At 66.9% G+C, this 15,344-nt stretch carries 15 protein-coding genes; 12 read left to right on the top strand and 3 right to left on the bottom strand.

Annotated elements, in window-relative coordinates; all coding sequences use genetic code 11:
• The first annotated feature begins 22 nt into the window (after positions 1-22).
• The 10 genes from argC to V5G24_RS12630 all read left to right on the top strand — a co-directional run bounded on the left by argC (position 23) and on the right by V5G24_RS12630 (position 9,655).
• On the top strand, positions 23-1,078 hold the full coding sequence (gene argC, locus V5G24_RS12675; RefSeq protein ID WP_394082175.1) for an N-acetyl-gamma-glutamyl-phosphate reductase: 1,056 nt from the start codon (positions 23-25) through the stop codon (positions 1,076-1,078).
• 241 nt (positions 1,079-1,319) lie between these two features.
• Positions 1,320-1,607, top strand: a complete 288-nt coding sequence (gatC, locus tag V5G24_RS12670) for an Asp-tRNA(Asn)/Glu-tRNA(Gln) amidotransferase subunit GatC (RefSeq protein ID WP_394082177.1) — start codon at positions 1,320-1,322, stop codon at positions 1,605-1,607.
• Complete coding sequence (gene gatA / locus V5G24_RS12665; RefSeq protein WP_394082179.1) at positions 1,604-3,088, top strand: Asp-tRNA(Asn)/Glu-tRNA(Gln) amidotransferase subunit GatA; 1,485 nt, start codon at positions 1,604-1,606, stop codon at positions 3,086-3,088. Before gatC ends, gatA begins: the two co-directional genes overlap by 4 nt.
• On the top strand, positions 3,076-3,411 hold the full coding sequence (locus V5G24_RS12660; protein WP_394082181.1) for a chorismate mutase: 336 nt from the start codon (positions 3,076-3,078) through the stop codon (positions 3,409-3,411). Before gatA ends, V5G24_RS12660 begins: the two co-directional genes overlap by 13 nt.
• A gap of 143 nt (positions 3,412-3,554) precedes the next feature.
• Positions 3,555-4,427, top strand: coding sequence for a bifunctional methylenetetrahydrofolate dehydrogenase/methenyltetrahydrofolate cyclohydrolase FolD (gene folD / locus V5G24_RS12655; RefSeq protein ID WP_394082183.1), 873 nt, complete (start codon positions 3,555-3,557; stop codon positions 4,425-4,427).
• A gap of 154 nt (positions 4,428-4,581) precedes the next feature.
• Positions 4,582-4,962 carry a 4a-hydroxytetrahydrobiopterin dehydratase gene (locus tag V5G24_RS12650; protein WP_394082185.1) on the top strand — a complete coding sequence of 127 codons (381 nt, stop codon included), beginning with the start codon at positions 4,582-4,584 and terminating at the stop codon, positions 4,960-4,962.
• Between the two features lie 7 nt (positions 4,963-4,969).
• Positions 4,970-6,310, top strand: a complete 1,341-nt coding sequence (locus tag V5G24_RS12645; protein ID WP_394082187.1) for a formylmethanofuran dehydrogenase — start codon at positions 4,970-4,972, stop codon at positions 6,308-6,310.
• Positions 6,307-7,956, top strand: a complete 1,650-nt coding sequence (locus V5G24_RS12640; RefSeq protein ID WP_394082189.1) for a formylmethanofuran dehydrogenase subunit A — start codon at positions 6,307-6,309, stop codon at positions 7,954-7,956. The genes V5G24_RS12645 and V5G24_RS12640 overlap by 4 nt, the downstream gene beginning before the upstream one ends.
• Positions 7,953-8,852 carry a formylmethanofuran--tetrahydromethanopterin N-formyltransferase gene (fhcD, locus tag V5G24_RS12635; protein ID WP_394082191.1) on the top strand — a complete coding sequence of 300 codons (900 nt, stop codon included), beginning with the start codon at positions 7,953-7,955 and terminating at the stop codon, positions 8,850-8,852. The genes V5G24_RS12640 and fhcD overlap by 4 nt, the downstream gene beginning before the upstream one ends.
• Positions 8,849-9,655, top strand: a complete 807-nt coding sequence (locus V5G24_RS12630; RefSeq protein ID WP_394082193.1) for a formylmethanofuran dehydrogenase subunit C — start codon at positions 8,849-8,851, stop codon at positions 9,653-9,655. The genes fhcD and V5G24_RS12630 overlap by 4 nt, the downstream gene beginning before the upstream one ends.
• Before the next feature lie 9 nt (positions 9,656-9,664).
• Here V5G24_RS12630 and V5G24_RS12625 read toward each other — a convergent pair whose 3' ends face one another.
• Both V5G24_RS12625 and V5G24_RS12620 read right to left on the bottom strand, forming a co-directional pair.
• Positions 9,665-10,990 (bottom strand): PAS domain S-box protein, encoded by a 1,326-nt coding sequence (locus V5G24_RS12625; protein WP_394082195.1) that lies wholly within the window; start codon positions 10,988-10,990, stop codon positions 9,665-9,667.
• A 122-nt stretch (positions 10,991-11,112) separates the two neighbouring features.
• A complete protein-coding gene (locus V5G24_RS12620; protein WP_394082197.1) occupies positions 11,113-12,150 on the bottom strand; it encodes a glycosyltransferase family 2 protein in 1,038 nt (345 codons plus the stop codon).
• 269 nt (positions 12,151-12,419) lie between these two features.
• Here V5G24_RS12620 and gatB point away from each other — a divergent pair, with 269 nt between their 5' ends.
• Positions 12,420-13,919: an Asp-tRNA(Asn)/Glu-tRNA(Gln) amidotransferase subunit GatB gene (gatB, locus tag V5G24_RS12615; protein WP_394082199.1), complete on the top strand. Its 1,500-nt coding sequence runs from the start codon at positions 12,420-12,422 to the stop codon at positions 13,917-13,919.
• A 43-nt stretch (positions 13,920-13,962) separates the two neighbouring features.
• Positions 13,963-14,436, top strand: a complete 474-nt coding sequence (locus V5G24_RS12610) for a DUF2147 domain-containing protein (protein WP_394082201.1) — start codon at positions 13,963-13,965, stop codon at positions 14,434-14,436.
• 22 nt (positions 14,437-14,458) lie between these two features.
• On the opposite strand, the gene lipB is transcribed toward V5G24_RS12610, so the two are convergent.
• Complete coding sequence (gene lipB / locus V5G24_RS12605; protein WP_394082203.1) at positions 14,459-15,196, bottom strand: lipoyl(octanoyl) transferase LipB; 738 nt, start codon at positions 15,194-15,196, stop codon at positions 14,459-14,461.
• Positions 15,197-15,344 lie beyond the last annotated feature (148 nt).

The raw sequence follows: 15,344 nt of genomic DNA, 5'->3' as shown, positions 1-15,344 counted from the left end.
CCCTTGCGGGCGGGAGAAGGACATGTCGGATACAGCAAAGGCACGGATCGCGGTTCTTGGCGCCTCGGGTTACACCGGGTCCGAACTCGTGCGCCTTCTGCTGCGCCATCCCCGTGTTGAGCTTGTCGCCCTGACCGCGGACCGCAAGGCGGGCCAGTCCATGGCCGACGTGTTCCCCCAGTTCGTGCCCTATGCGCTGCCCAAGCTCGTGACCATCGATGAGGTGGACTTCAACGCGGTGGACCTCGTGTTCTGCGCCCTGCCGCACGCGACCACCCAGGAGGTCATCAAGAAGGTGTTCGAGCAGGCGCCCAAGGTGAAGGTGGTGGACCTGTCCGCCGACTTCCGCCTGCGTGATCCCGGCGCCTATGAAAAATGGTACGGCCATCCCCACGGCGCCCTCGATCTCCAGAAGGAGGCGGTGTTCGGCCTGGTCGAGATTTATCGCGACGAGATCAAGAAGGGCCGGCTGATCGCCAATCCCGGCTGCCACACCACCACCTCCATCCTGCCGGCGGTGCCGCTGCTGGAAGCCGGCGCCATCGAGCCGGAAACCATCGTCATCGACAGCAAGACCGGCATGTCCGGCGCCGGGCGCTCGGCCAAGGAAGCGATGCTGTTCTCCGAGGTGTCGGAAGGCATCCACGCCTATAGCGTCGGCTCGCACCGGCACATGGGCGAACTGGACCAGGAATTCACCAAGGCCGCCGGCCGCCCGGTCGCCCCCATGTTCGTGCCGCACCTCGCGCCCATGAACCGGGGCATCTATGCCACCCTTTACGTGCGCACCACCGGCGCCAAGGCGGAGGATCTCCACAAGATCCTCGTGGACTTCTACAAGGGCGAGCCATTCGTCCATGTCCTGCCGTTCGGCCAGGTGCCGCAGTCGCGCCACGTGCGCGGCTCCAACATGGTGATGATGGGTGTCGTCGCCGACCGCGCGAGCGGCCGGGCGATCGTGCTCTCCACCCTGGACAATCTGGTGAAGGGCGCTTCCGGCCAGGCGGTGCAGAACATGAACCTGGTGCTGGGCTATCCCGAGACGCTCGGCCTGGAGCAGATTGCGCTTATGCCGTGAGCGACCTGCCGTGACCGACTTGTGGTGACGGCGCGCGGGCTGCCGCTGCATGCGGCCCGCGCTTTCGCGCCGTGCGCCATTGCCTCGCAATTCCCCGGCTTGCTATAGCGGCGGGGAGGGGCGCGGGCGGCGCGCGGAAAATTGCAGCGCTCGCGTTCGGAACATGGTTCAACCGCTTGCGGTTGAACCATCTGTCGGCACCGCCCGTACAAAGCGGGGCGGTGCGTGCTGGGAGCTGTCCATGTCCGTCGATCAGGCGACCGTCCGAAGGGTTGCGCATCTGGCGCGCATTTCGGTGCGCGAGGAGGAACTTGCGCCCCTTCAGGAGGAATTGAACGCCATCCTCGCCTTCGTCGAGCAATTGTCGGCGCTCGACGTGTCCGGCGTCGAGCCCATGAGCGGCGTCATTCCGCTCAGCCTGCCCCTGCGCGAGGATGTGGTGAGCGACGGTCATTATCCCGAAAAGATCCTCGCCAATGCGCCCGATGCCGAGGGTGGCTTCTTTACCGTGCCGAAGGTGGTGGAATGACCGCGCTTAATCAGCTGACCCTCACCCAGGCGCGTGAAAAGCTGGCGCTGCGGGAGTTCACGGCGGTCGAACTGACCCAGTCCTATCTCGACGCCATGGCGCAGGCGCGCGGCCTCAATGCCTATCTGGAGGAGACGGCCGAGAAGGCGCTCGCCATGGCGGCGGCCAGCGATGAACGCATCGGCAATTCCGAGGGCGGTCCGCTCGAAGGCATGCCCATCGGGGTGAAGGACATGTTCTGCACCGACGGTGTCGCGACAACCGCCGGATCGAAGATCCTTGAGAATTTCGTCCCGCCCTACGAATCCACCGTCACCGCGCAGCTCTGGCGCGACGGGGCGGTGATGCTAGGCAAGCTGAACAATGACGAGTTCGCCATGGGCTCGTCCAACGAGACCTCCGCTTTCGGCCCCGTGGTTTCGCCCTGGCGGCGCGATGGGGACACCACGCCGCTCGTGCCCGGCGGCTCCTCGGGTGGCTCGGCGGCGGCGGTGGCGGCGTTCCTGTGTGCCGGCGCCACCGGCACGGACACGGGCGGATCGATCCGCCAGCCCGCCGCTTTCACCGGCACCGTGGGCGTGAAGCCGACCTATGGGCGCTGCTCGCGCTGGGGCATCGTTGCCTATGCCTCGTCCCTCGACCAAGCCGGCCCGTTCGCGCGTTCGGTGAACGACGCGGCCCTTCTGCTGCGTTCCATGGCCGGGCACGATCCGAAGGATTCCACCAGCGTGGATCTGCGCGTGCCCAATTATGAAGATGCGGTGGGCGCCTCTGTGAAGGGCAAGCGCATCGGCATTCCGCGCGAATATCGCGTGGACGGCATGTCGCCGGAGATTGTCGAATTGTGGGAGCAGGGAGCGGAGATGCTGCGCGACGCGGGCGCGGAGGTGGTCGACATCTCGCTCCCCCATACGCAATACGCCCTGCCAGCCTATTATATCGTCGCGCCCGCCGAGGCGTCCTCGAACCTCGCGCGTTATGACGGCGTGCGCTACGGCCTGCGGGTTCCGGGACGCGATGTCGCGGAGATGTACGAACGCACCCGCGCGGCCGGCTTCGGACCGGAGGTGCGTCGGCGCATCATGATCGGCACCTATGTGCTCTCCGCCGGCTATTACGACGCCTATTATCTGCGCGCGCAGAAGGTGCGCAGCCTTATCAAGCGCGACTTCGACGATGTGTTCGCGCAGGGCGTCGATGCCGTGCTGACGCCGACCACGCCCTCGCCAGCCTTCGGCATCGGCGAGAAGAGCAAGGCCGATCCGGTCGAGATGTATCTCAACGACGTGTTCACCGTGACGGTGAATCTCGCCGGCCTGCCGGGCATTTCGGTGCCCGCCGGCTTCTCGGCGGATGGCCTGCCCCTGGGCCTGCAGATGATCGGCCGCCCGTTCGAGGAGGAGACGCTGTTTTCCCTCGCCCAGGTGATCGAAGATGCTGCCGGCCGCTTCCCGGTGGAAGACCTGTGGTGGGCCAAGTGAGCCCCGGCGCGCGGCCGCAGCGGGAGGGTATTCCCGAAGCGCTTGCGGACGCGCGCGACGCCATCGATGCCATCGACGATCAGATCGTGGATCTGCTGGTGCAGCGGCTCGCCGTGGTCAAAAACGTGGTGATCGTGAAGGAGCGGGAAGGCATTCCGGCCCTGCTCCCGGATCGGGTGGAAGAGGTGGTGGAGCGCGTCGGCCTGCGCGCCGCCGCAGCCGGCTTGCCCCCGGACCTGACCGAGCGCGTTTGGCGCGACCTCATCGAATGGACCATCGCCTACGAAGACAAGCATCTCGGCGCACCAAACTCGGGTGAATAATATTTTCTCTTTACGAAACTTTTTATCCCTTTAAGACATGAATGGCGGCTCCGCGCGGGGGCTGGACCGATTTGTCTTGAACGTCGCGCGACATCTACCGACAAGGCGCGCAGCGTGTCAGTCTGCGTTCGCGGGGGACGATTGTGATCGAAACCAAGCTTATCGATGGAAAGGCCTTCGCGGCCGATCTGCGGGCCCGCATCGCGATCGAGGTCGCGGATCTCGCCGCACGCGCCGGCGTGAAGCCCGGCCTCGCGGTGGTGCTGGTGGGGGAGGACCCCGCAAGCCAGGTCTATGTGCGCAACAAGGCCGCCCAGACCGCCGAAGCCGGCATGGCCTCGTTCGAATTCAAGCTTCCGGTGGAGACCGCCGAAGCCGATCTGCTGGCGCTGGTGGCCAGACTCAATGCCGATCCGGCGGTGCATGGCATTCTCGTGCAATTGCCCCTGCCGGCCCATATCGACACCAATAAGGTCCTCTCCACCATCGATCCGGCCAAGGATGTGGACGGCTTCCACGTGGTCAATGCCGGCCGTCTCGCCGTGGGGCTCGATGCGCTGGTGCCGTGCACGCCGCTCGGCTGCGTGATGCTGCTCAAGCACCATCTGGGCAATCTTTCGGGCCTCAAGGCGGTTGTGGTGGGGCGCTCCAACATCGTCGGCAAGCCGGCGGCGCAATTGCTGCTGCGCGAGGATTGCACGGTCACCATCGCCCATTCGCGCACCCGCGACCTGCCCGGCGAGTGCCGCACCGCTGACATTCTGGTGGCCGCCGTCGGCCGGCCGGAAATGGTGCGCGGCGACTGGATCAAGCCCGGCGCCACCGTGATCGACGTGGGCATCAACCGCGTGCCCAAGGGCGATGGGAAGACCCGCCTCGTGGGCGATGTCGCTTTTCAGGAGGCGCAGGGCATCGCCGGACTGATCACGCCGGTTCCCGGCGGCGTCGGCCCGATGACCATCGCCTGCCTTCTCCAGAACACCCTGACGGCGGCCAAGCGGCAACACGGTCTGTGAAAGTGAACCGGGACGGGTTTGCGCCGGTCCCGGATGATGTTAGCTCTATTCCCAAGAACGGACGCATGGCCCGGACATCCGGAGCACTGCAACGACAAGCGGGTAACCGCCGCAGCGTCTTGATCGGGACCCCCCGCTGAAGGAGGCGCGCGACATGCCTGTCGACCGCAAGAAGACCTATTCGTCCGAAGACATCATCACCCGTCTCGCGACCGATCTGCCCCATTGGCGGCTGGAAGACGGCTGGATCCGGCGCACCTACCGCACCAACAGCTGGAAGGGCACGCTGATGGTGATCAACACCGTCGGCCATCTCGCGGAAGCCGCCTGGCACCATCCCGATATCACCGCCTCCTATGCCTGGGTCGAGGTGCGCCTCATGTCCCACGACGCCAAGGGCATCACCGAACGCGACTTCGCCTTGGCGCGGAAGATCGAGGAGGTGGTGCAATGGCAGCCCGGCGCGGAGGAGGGCGGGCCGCTGGAGGGGACGCCGGCGACCGATCTGCGCTTCGCCTATCTCAAATATGATTGACCCGGCCATGCCCCCTGTTGCGACGTCTCCCGCCGCGACGTCCTCCGCCGCGACATCCCGCATCGTCACCGACCTGGTGTGCGGATTCTGTGGCCTGGGGTGCGACGACCTCGAAGTGAAGGTCCAGGGCCGCGCCGTGCGCCCGCGTTCCGCTTGCCCGGAGGCAGCCGCCCTGCTTGAGCGGTCCGACGGTGAGCCGCCCGTTCCACGCGTAGCGGGACGGGAAACTTCGCTGGAGGAGGCCGCCGCGCGCGCCGGCTCGCTGCTCTCTGGGAGCCGGTCCGCGGTTTTCTCCGGGCTCGGCGCGGATGTGGACGGGCTGCGCGGTGTGTTTGATCTCGCCATGCGGTTCGGCGCCAGTTTCGATCATGCCGCGTCCAGCGGGCTGTTTCGCAACCTGGACACGCTCCAACGGCGCGGCTGGATCGCCACCACGCTCGCGGAGGTTCGCAATCGCTGTGACCTGCTGGTGGTGGTGGGTGCGGACCCGACGCCCGACTTCGCCCGCTTTTTCGAACGCGCCCTGCCGGCGGCGTCGAGCGATCCGCAGGATTCCGACGCAGCGCCGTTGTTCACGGGCCGCACCTGCGCGCGTCGGGTGGTGTTTCTCGGGGATCTTGCCGGACCCGCCGCGCGCGCGGCCCTTGCCGGCAACGAGATTTCGCATATTCCCGTGCCGCCGCCGCTGCTCGCGGACGCGATGGCCGGCATCAACGCATTCGTGGACGGGCGCTCCGTGAAGACGCTGGGTGGCGCTTTCGACGGCGCGCTGGGCGCGGCGCTCGCCGAACTGGCGGGCGCGCTCAAGGCGGCGCGCTATGGCGTCCTCACCTGGAATGCCGGCGCGCTCGATCCCGCCGAGGGCGAGCGCATCGTCGGCCATGCCGCCGCCATCGTCGCGAAGCTGAACGAGACCACGCGCGCGGCGGTCTTTCCCTTGGGCGGGCGCGACAATCTCATCGGCGCGCATCAGATGGCGCTCTGGCGCTTCGGCTATCCGCTACGCACGCTCGTGGCGCACGGCGAAGCCAGCCACGCGCCGGGCCTTTACGCCACCAGCCGGGCGGTGCGCGATGCCGACCTGCTGCTGCATGTGAGCGCCTTTCGTCCCGATCCGCCGCCAGCCTTTTCGTCTGGCCCGCTGATCGCGCTGGCCCATCCCCATACCGAATTTCCCCGCGAGCCGGACGTGTTCATCCCCGTGGGCACGCCGGGCGTCGACCATGCGGGACAGGTGTTCCGCATGGACAGCGTGGTGTGCCTGCCGCTCGTGAAACTGCGCGAAGCCGGGCTGGCGAGCGTCGCCCAGGCGGCCGCCGCGATCCTCCAATCGGTGAGGGCGCCATGAGGGTGCGCATCACGAACGGGCGGATCTTCGATCCGGCCTCCGGCATGGTCGACCTGCTGGGCAATGTCCTGATCGAGGACGGCCGCATCGTCGCCGACGATCCCACCCTGCGCGCGGACGAGACGCACGATGCCGCCGGTTGCGTGGTGATGGCGGGCGGCATCGATCTGCACAGCCATATTGCCGGCGGAAAGGTGAACCTCGCCCGCCTGCTGATGGGGGAGGATCGCCGCGCCAATCCCGAGCCGTTCGGCGCCTTCTGCGGGTGCGGCGGCGGCGTTGCGGCGCCGACAACCCATGTCACGGGCTGCCGTTATTCCCAGATGGGCTACACCGCCGTGTTCGAACCGGCCATGGTGGGGGCCAATGCGCGCCATGCGCACCTGGAAATGGCAGACATTCCGAACATCGACACCGGCGGCTTCCTGGTGCTCGGCAATGACGATTTCCTGCTGCGCCTGATCGCGCAGGGCGAGAGCCAGACGGCGATCAACGATTATGTCGCCTGGATGCTGTCGGCGACCCAGACTTGCGCCATCAAGATCGTCAATCCCGGTGGGATTTCCGCCTTCAAGTTCAATGCCCGCAGCCTCGATCTGGACGAGGCCGGCCCGCATTACACGCTCACCCCGCGCCGGGTGCTGCAGACGTTGCAGCGCGCGGTGACGGAACTGGGCATTCCCCATCCCATCCATCTGCACGGGTGCAACCTCGGCGTGCCCGGCAATGTGGCGACGACGCTCTCGACCATTGGCGCCACCGAGGGCTTTCCCCTTCACCTCACCCATGTGCAATTCCACGCTTATGGGACGGAAGGCGACCGGCGCTTCTCGTCCGGCGCGGCGGAAATCGCGGCGGCGGTGAACGCAAATCCCCATATTAGCGTGGATGTCGGGCAGATCATGTTCGGCCAGACGGTGACCGCCTCGGCCGATCTGATGGGGCAGTATCGCAACCACTCCCTGGCCAGCCCGAAGAAATGGGTGGGCATGGATATCGAGTGCGATGCCGCCTGCGGCGTGGTGCCGTTCGCCTATCGCGACACCTCCTTCGTCAATGCCCTGCAATGGGCCATCGGCCTGGAATTGTTCCTGCTGATCGAGGACCCGTGGCGGGTGTTTCTCACCACCGACCATCCGAACGGCGGGCCGTTCACCTCCTATCCCCATCTGATCCGCCTGCTGATGGACCGCGATTTCCGCGACGAGCAACTGGCGCGGCTGCACAAGGCGGCACGGGCGCATACCAACCTTGCCGAGCTGACGCGCGAATACACGCTGGAGGAGATCGCCATTGTCACCCGCGCCGCGCCGGCGCGCACGCTGGGCTTGAAGGATCGCGGCCATCTCGCGCCCGGTGCCGTCGGTGATGTGGTGCTCTATGCGGACATGGCGGATCGCGAGGCCATGTTCAGCGCGCCGCGCCTGGTGCTGAAGGATGGCCGGACCATCGTGCGCGACGGTGAGATCGTGGATCTGGTGCAGGGGCGCACCTATGCGGTGAAGCCGCCGTTCGATCCGCTCATGGACAAGCGCATGGACCGCTGGTTCGACGAGGCCATTGGCCTCAAGGCCAAGCATTTCCGCATTTCGGACGGGGAGATCCGGGGCGGGCAAGGGCCCAGCATCGTGGAGTGCGCGCCGTGAACCTGAACGGGGTCGAGATCCGCGACAGCTTCGCCGAAGCCTTTCCCATGGCGGGCACGCGGCTCGTCATCACCGCCGACACGCGGCGCTGGGCGCGTACCGCTGCCGCGTCGCTCACGGGTTTCGCCACCTCGGTGATCGGCTGCGGCTGCGAGGCGGGGATCGAGGGGGAGATCGCGCCGGAGGACTCGCCCGACGGGCGGCCAGGCATTTCCGTGCTCATCTTCGCCATGTCGCTGAAGAATTTGAAGAAGATCGTGCCGGCGCGGGTCGGCCAGTGCGTGCTGACCGCCCCCACCTCGGCCTGCTATGCCGGCCTCGAGGAGGGGCCACGCGTGCCGCTCGGCCGGGCCCTGCGCTATTTCGGCGATGGGCACCAGATCGCCAAAAGCATCGAGGGCCGCCGGTTCTGGCGCATCCCGGTGATGGAAGGCGAGTTTGTCTGCGACGACGTGACCGGCAGCAGCACGGCTTCGGTCGGCGGCGGCAATTTTCTCATCCTGGCGCGCTCGCGTGCGGCTGCGCTGAACGCGGCCGAACAGGCGGTCGACGCGATGGCGCGGGTGAAGGGCGCGATCCTGCCGTTTCCCGGCGGCGTCGTGCGGTCCGGCTCGAAGATCGGCGGCAAATATCCCGGCATGATCGCCTCCACCAATGACGCCTATTGCCCGACCCTGCGCGCGAGCGTCGAGAGCGCCTTGCCGGGGGATGTTCAGAGCGTGCTTGAAATCGTCATCGACGGTTTGTCGGCCGCAGATGTCGGCGCCTCCATGCGCGCCGGGATCTCCGCCGTGTGCACGCTCGGCGCGGCGGCGGGCATCGTCGCCATCGATGCGGGAAATTACGGCGGCAATCTCGGCCCGTTCCATTTCAAGCTGCGGGAGCTGATGGCGTGAGCGGCTATGAACTCAGGTTGCGGGCATCGCTTGCCGCGCGTCTCGACCTGTCGGGGCTGACGCCGCACGCGCTCGCCGGACTCAGCGGGAGCGAGGTGGAGCACCTACCGCTTCCCTATGGCACCGCACGGGTGCCCCTCGGCGAAGTGTTCACGCTCATGCCCGCCTCGGACGGCGCGCTCCTGATCAGCGGCGATCCGCGCATGGATTTCGTGGGCGCGGGCCTGGCGTCCGGCGAGATGATGGTGTCCGGCCCCATTGGCGTGTGCGCCGGCGCGCAGATGAGCGGGGGCTGGCTCACCATCGAAGGCGATGCCGGCGAAGGCGTCGGGAGCGGCATGTCGGGCGGGCGGATCGAGGTGCGGGGTCAAACCGGCGCCCGGCTGGGCGGCCCGCTGCCCGGCGCACGCACCGGCATGACGGGCGGCACGATCGAAATTTTTGGCGATGTCGGGCCGCTCGCCGGCGCGAACATGCGCGGCGGGCTCGTGCTCATTCACGGCGACGTGGCCGAGCATGCGGCGCGCGACATGATCGCCGGCACCATCGCCATCGCCGGAACCCTCGGTCCTCAGGCCGGCGCCGGCATGAAGCGCGGCACGTTGCTGCTGGCGCGCGAGCCGCTTTTGCTCGGTCCCGGCTTCGGCGATACGGGCGAGCACGATCTCGTCGCCCTGCAGCTCCTCGCCCGTCGTATTCCGCAGCTCGCGGAGCTCTTGGGGGGCGGCATTTCCGGGCGGGCGCGGCGCCATGTGGGCGACCGGCTCGCGGGCGGGCAGGGCGAATTGCTCTGGCTGTATTGAACCGGCGGCTCAGGCCACCGGCTTTTGCAACTCGGCAGCTTCCTTCAGCGCGGCGAGTTCCTTGCGCAGCTTCTTCGTTTCCTCGAAGCGGGCGTTCACGTCGCGGATGGTGGACACCATGCCCACGACCCGGCCGTCGGCGTCCTTCAGCAAGACGATGGTGAATTCGATGGAGAAGCGCCGCCCGTCCTTGTGCAGGCCCGGAACCGCGAGCAGGTCGCCCGCGCCATAGCGGCTGACACCGCTCGCCGCCGTCTGGTGATAGCCCTCCCAATGGCGGGCGCGGAACGGTTCCGGAATGATGATATCGAGGGATTGGCCCAGCGCTTCCTGCTCGGAAAAGCCGAAGATGCGCTCGGCACCCGGATTCCACAGCACGATCAGGCCCTCCCGATCGCTCGCGACCACCGCGTCGGCATTGCTGTCGATAAGGGCCTGGGCGATGTGATCGGCAGTGAGGGTGCCGGGAGAAAACGGCTTGGCATGGGTCATGGGGGCCACCTTGGCACCGGGAGAAACAGCAGCGGGCGCGGGTTGGGTCTGCGGGTCCAGCAGCTCTTCGATCGGCCCGAAAAATTCGAAGTGAATGCGCTCCCGCGGCACGCCGCGTGCGGCCAGCCCCTGGACGAAATGGCGCATGAAGGGCAAGGGGCCGCAGATGAAATAATCCGCCTGCGCCAGCGGGGTGTTTTCCGCCAGCCAGTCGAGATCGATGAAGCCCGCGCGATCGAAATCGCGGCCTGCCACATCGCCGTCGCGCGGGCGTTCGTAGAAGATCGTCGTCGCAAGGCCCGGGCGCTGTGCGGCGAGGCGCTTCACATGGCTTGCGAAGGCGTGGGTCGTCCCGTCCAGCGTGCCATGGATGAAATGAGCAGGCGTGCCGGGCGTTTGCGCCGCCAAAGCCTCCAGCATGCAGACCATCGGCGTCAGGCCGACCCCGCCCGAGAGCAGAACCACGGGGCGCTCCTGGTCTGCCGGCAGGACGAAGGTGCCGGACGGCGGCATGAGCTTCACTCGTGTTCCGGCATCAGCCGCATCATGCAGCCAGCGAGATGCCGCGCCCTGGGCCTCGCGCTTGACCGAGATGCGATAGGTCTCGCCATTGGCATGGCCGGAAATCGTGTAATTGCGCTTCAGCGCGGGGCCATTCTCGGGCTCGATCAGCAAAGTCAGATGTTGCCCCGCCTGGTGGCGCGGCACGCCCTTGCCGTCCGCGGGGCGGAAGACGAAGGAGGTGATGATCTCGCTTTCCGGTATGCGGCTTTCAATGATGAAGTCGCGCCATCCGGTCCAGGTCTCGCCGGTCCAGGTCTCGCCGGTCGCTGTGTCTGCCATGGCGTTGCGGTCTCCCTGACCTGACTGCGCCGGGACTCGGCCGCTCGCGCCGGCCCGGTCTGATTGTTCTGGTTTAATGTATGCCACCGGCACCCAGCTGGCGAGCCCGCCGAGGCGGAATGTCACTTCATGCGCAAGGACAGCCAGCGCTTGAGGAACGAGCGCCGCATCTTGCGCAGCGCGGCGGCAAGCGCGAGGTGGAACGGCGCCTGTGCCTTGGTGACTTGGATCCGCAAGGCATTCAGTTCCGCCGTGCCCGCGCGCGCGCCTTCCACCAGCGCGTCGAGGCTCGCCAGCACCCGCCGATAGGGATAGGTGCGGGCGAGATCGAGATAGCGCGGCGTCGCACGGCGCTGGACGAATGGCCGCACCGAGACCGGTCCCTCGAGCTGGGGAATATAGGCGAGCAAAAGCTGATCCGGCCGTTCCAGCAGCAGGCCGGGTTCCTTCATCAGCGCGCGGGCGCCCTCGATATGGTGCGAGGCGGTGGACGCCTTGTAGTCCGGCCGGGCGCGCCAGCGGATGTAGCTGACCATGCATTTCGCCACCAATTGATCGTCCGACCGCACCGGGAAATGGGCGAGGTCCGCGGTGGCGAGCAAGGTCACGGACTGCTCGGCGTGCCAGCGGCTGATGATGTGGTTGCCGTCCGAGATCAGGGTTTCGGGATGGGCCGCGAAGGCGCCGGGCACGATCACCTTGCCGTTGCCGCGTGGCAGGTCCAGCACATGGGTCAGGCGCGACAGGGGGTTCGGGTCGGTGGCGTCGTCATCCGCGTGCGGGAAATAATTGGTCACGGAGAACGCGCCGATTTTCGGCTCCGGCAGAGCGTCCAGCTCCGCTTCCAGGGTCGCGCGGTCGGCGATGGCGATGAATTCGTCGGCGTCGAGGGCGAATATAAAATCCCACGCCTCGTCCCGCATGGCCCGATGCATGAGGCCGGTGGTGCGGCGGCCCTGGTTGTAGGCGGCGTGCGCGCCGTCCTCGATCCGCACCAGGGGCAGGCCCTCGCCCTGGAGCAGATCCAGGATGGCGCGGGTCGCATCTGTGCTGCCGTCGTCGATGATGTACATGCAATCGACGAAATGCAGGTTGTGCCGGACGAAGACTTCGATGATGTCCGCTTCATCGCGTGCGAGAGTGACGGACGCCAGACGCATATTCTTCCCTTCGCGCGCTCGAACCGTTCGCAAACCGGTTGCGGCTTAGCACGGGCCGGGGAGGGTGGAAACGTCGCACGCGGGCGCGGCGGCGCTCAGCGAAGCGATCGCGCCCTGTGCCGGGGCTGCCACGGGCCGGCCCTTCGCCCCGGTTTGCCGGTGCTCCGGGAGCGGCTGCGCAATGCTCCCAAGGTTGCCAGAGAGCGGGTCGCGGGAGTAGGGACACACATCACCTGCGGCATATGCCGCGCCAGTTGCGAAGGACCGCGATGACCGCTCACGTTCGACCCGCCGATGCCAAGAAGCTCATTCGTGGAGCCACGGGCGATTGGGAGGTGGTGATCGGCATGGAAGTGCATGCTCAGGTGGCTTCCAACGCCAAACTCTTCTCCGGCGCCTCCACGCAATTCGGCGGGCCGCCCAACGACCATGTGTCGCTGGTGGACGCGGCGATGCCCGGCATGCTGCCGGTGATCAACAAGGAATGCGTCGCCCAGGCGGTGCGTACCGGGCTCGGCCTGAAGGCGCAGATCAATCTGCGCTCCGTGTTCGACCGGAAGAATTATTTCTATCCCGATCTGCCCCAGGGCTATCAGATCAGCCAGTTCAAATATCCCATCGTCGGCGAGGGCGAGGTGATCGTCGATCTGCCGGACGGCGAAAGCATCAGTGTGGGCATCGAGCGGCTGCACCTGGAGCAGGACGCGGGAAAATCGATCCACGACCTGTCCCCCTCGCTCTCGTTCGTGGACCTGAACCGCTCCGGCGTGGCGCTGATGGAGATCGTCTCCCGCCCGGACCTGCGCTCCTCCGAGGAGGCGCGCGCCTATGTGACCAAGCTGCGCTCCATCCTGCGCTATCTCGGCACCTGCGACGGCGACATGGAGAAGGGCAATCTGCGCGCGGACGTGAACGTCTCGGTGCGTCGCCCCGGCGAGCCGCTCGGCACCCGCTGCGAGATCAAGAACGTCAATTCCATTCGCTTCATCGGCCAGGCGATCGAGGTGGAAGCCCGCCGCCAGATCGAGATCCTTGAGGACGGTGGCAAGATCGACCAGGAAACGCGCCTGTTCGACCCCAACAAGGGCGAGACGCGGTCCATGCGCTCCAAGGAAGAAGCGCATGATTATCGCTATTTCCCCGACCCGGACCTGTTGCCGCTGGTGCTGGAAGAACCCTTCGTGCGTTCGCTCGACGCCGCGTTGCCGGAACTGCCGGACGAGAAGAAGGCCCGCTTCATCGCCGATTACGGGCTGACGCCCTACGACGCCGCCATTCTGGTGGCCGAAAAAGAGACGGCGGACTATTTCGAGGCGGCGGTGAAGGCGGACGGCGCGAGCGCCCGCAATGCCAAGCTGGTGGCCAATTGGATCATGGGCGATCTTTCCGCCTATGCGAACACGGCCGGCTTGGCGGTCTCCAGTGTGCACGTTACTCCGGCCCAGATCGCCGGCATCGTGGACCTGATCTCGGACAACACCATTTCCGGCAAGATTGCCAAGGATGTGCTGGTGATTCTGCTGGAGGAAAAGACCACCCAGCACCCGCGCGAGATCGTCGAGGCCCGGGGCCTGAAGCAGGTGACCGACACCGGCGCCATCGAAAAGGTGGTGGACGAGATCATCGCCGCCAATCCGGACAAGGTGGCCCAGGTGATCGCCAAGCCCACCATGCTCGGCTGGTTCGTCGGGCAAGCCATGAAGGCGTCGGGGGGCAAGGCCAATCCCCAGGCGCTGAACGAGATCCTCAAGAGCAAATTGGGCATCTGAGGCGCTCCGCCCCGTGCGGAGGCCGGTTGCAAGGAGCAGGGGCATGCGGAGCGCGGGTGTGGCGGCGGCGGTTCTTCTCGGGCTGCTCGGGCCGGCATATGCGGCGGATGCGCCGAACATCATCGGCCTGTGGACGGCGGTCGCGCATGCCGGCTCCAATCTCAGCATCGCCCCCATGGACGATATGCGGCTGCGCGTGGACACGCCGCATTTCTCGAACCGCCCCGGCACCGAAGCCTGGAACGTGCGCATCGACACGCAGAGCGACCGCGCCTTCGGCGGCGCGGTGGTCTCCAAGGGCGGCAAGGAACAGGTGCTGCTGGGCACCTTCCGCAGCGATGGCAAGCGCGTGGTCTATGCCACCGATTTCAGCTCGGGCGACGGCGAGGTGAGTGCCGACAGCATGGAATTGTGCTGGATCGATTCGGTGCCAAATTATATCGCCACCGCCTGCACCACCTATGAGCGCGCCAAGCCCGCGCCGGCCGTTGCGCCGTCTGCACCTGCTGGGAAATAGCGCTCCACCTGACGCCTGCGCTTCAGAGCGATGCGCTGGCCGGGCAGGTCGCACCGAAGACTTCCTCGAACGCGATCCGCAGAACGCTGTCCACCTCGGGTAGACTGGCGAGGTGGCCGAGGTCCTCCAGGCTGGTCACGCCGTGCTCGCGCACCCCGCAGGGCACGATGCCGCCGAAATGGGTGAGGTCGGGGCTCACGTTCAGTGAGATGCCGTGGAAGCTCACCCATTGGCGCACGCGAATGCCGATGGCGGCGATCTTTTCCTCCCGGCCCGGCCGTGCCACCCATACGCCCACTCGGTCCTCGCGCCGTTCCGCGCGGATGTTGAAGGCGGACAGGGACGCGATGAGCCAAGTCTCCAGCGCGCTGACATATTGGCGCAGATCGGGGCTGCGCTGCTTGAGGTTCAGCATCACATAGGCCACCCGCTGGCCGGGGCCGTGATAGGTGAACTGCCCGCCGCGCCCGGTCTCGAACACGGGGAAGCGCGCATCAATCAGATCCTCGCGCCTGGCGCTGGTGCCGGCGGTGTAGAGCGCGGGATGCTCCAGCAGCCATACCAGCTCCGGCGCGGTTCCGGCGGCGATCGCGGCGACCCGCGCTTCCATGGCCGCGATCGCCTGCGGATAGGGCACGGGGGCATCGCTGACGCTCCATTCCACCGGCGCCGCTCCGGCGAGATGGGGCAGGAAGTGCGTGGCGAGCGTGGACCGGGCGGGCGAAGGGGCGGCCGGCGATGGGGAAGAATGAGCGGTCATGGCGACTTCATACGGCTTTGACGGCGCGCGGGACACACGCCATCCACAGGCTACATATAGTTGGCGCATGATCCGCTGTTGAGGCCTTGTGGCGCCCTGGGCGATCTGTTAGACGATGGCCCCCGGCGCCACGCACCTCAGGGTTCGC

It is taken from the genome of Roseixanthobacter finlandensis (assembly GCF_043195105.2).
GTDB lineage: Bacteria > Pseudomonadota > Alphaproteobacteria > Rhizobiales > Xanthobacteraceae > NCEH01.
This window is presented reverse-complemented; position numbering and strand designations above follow the sequence as displayed.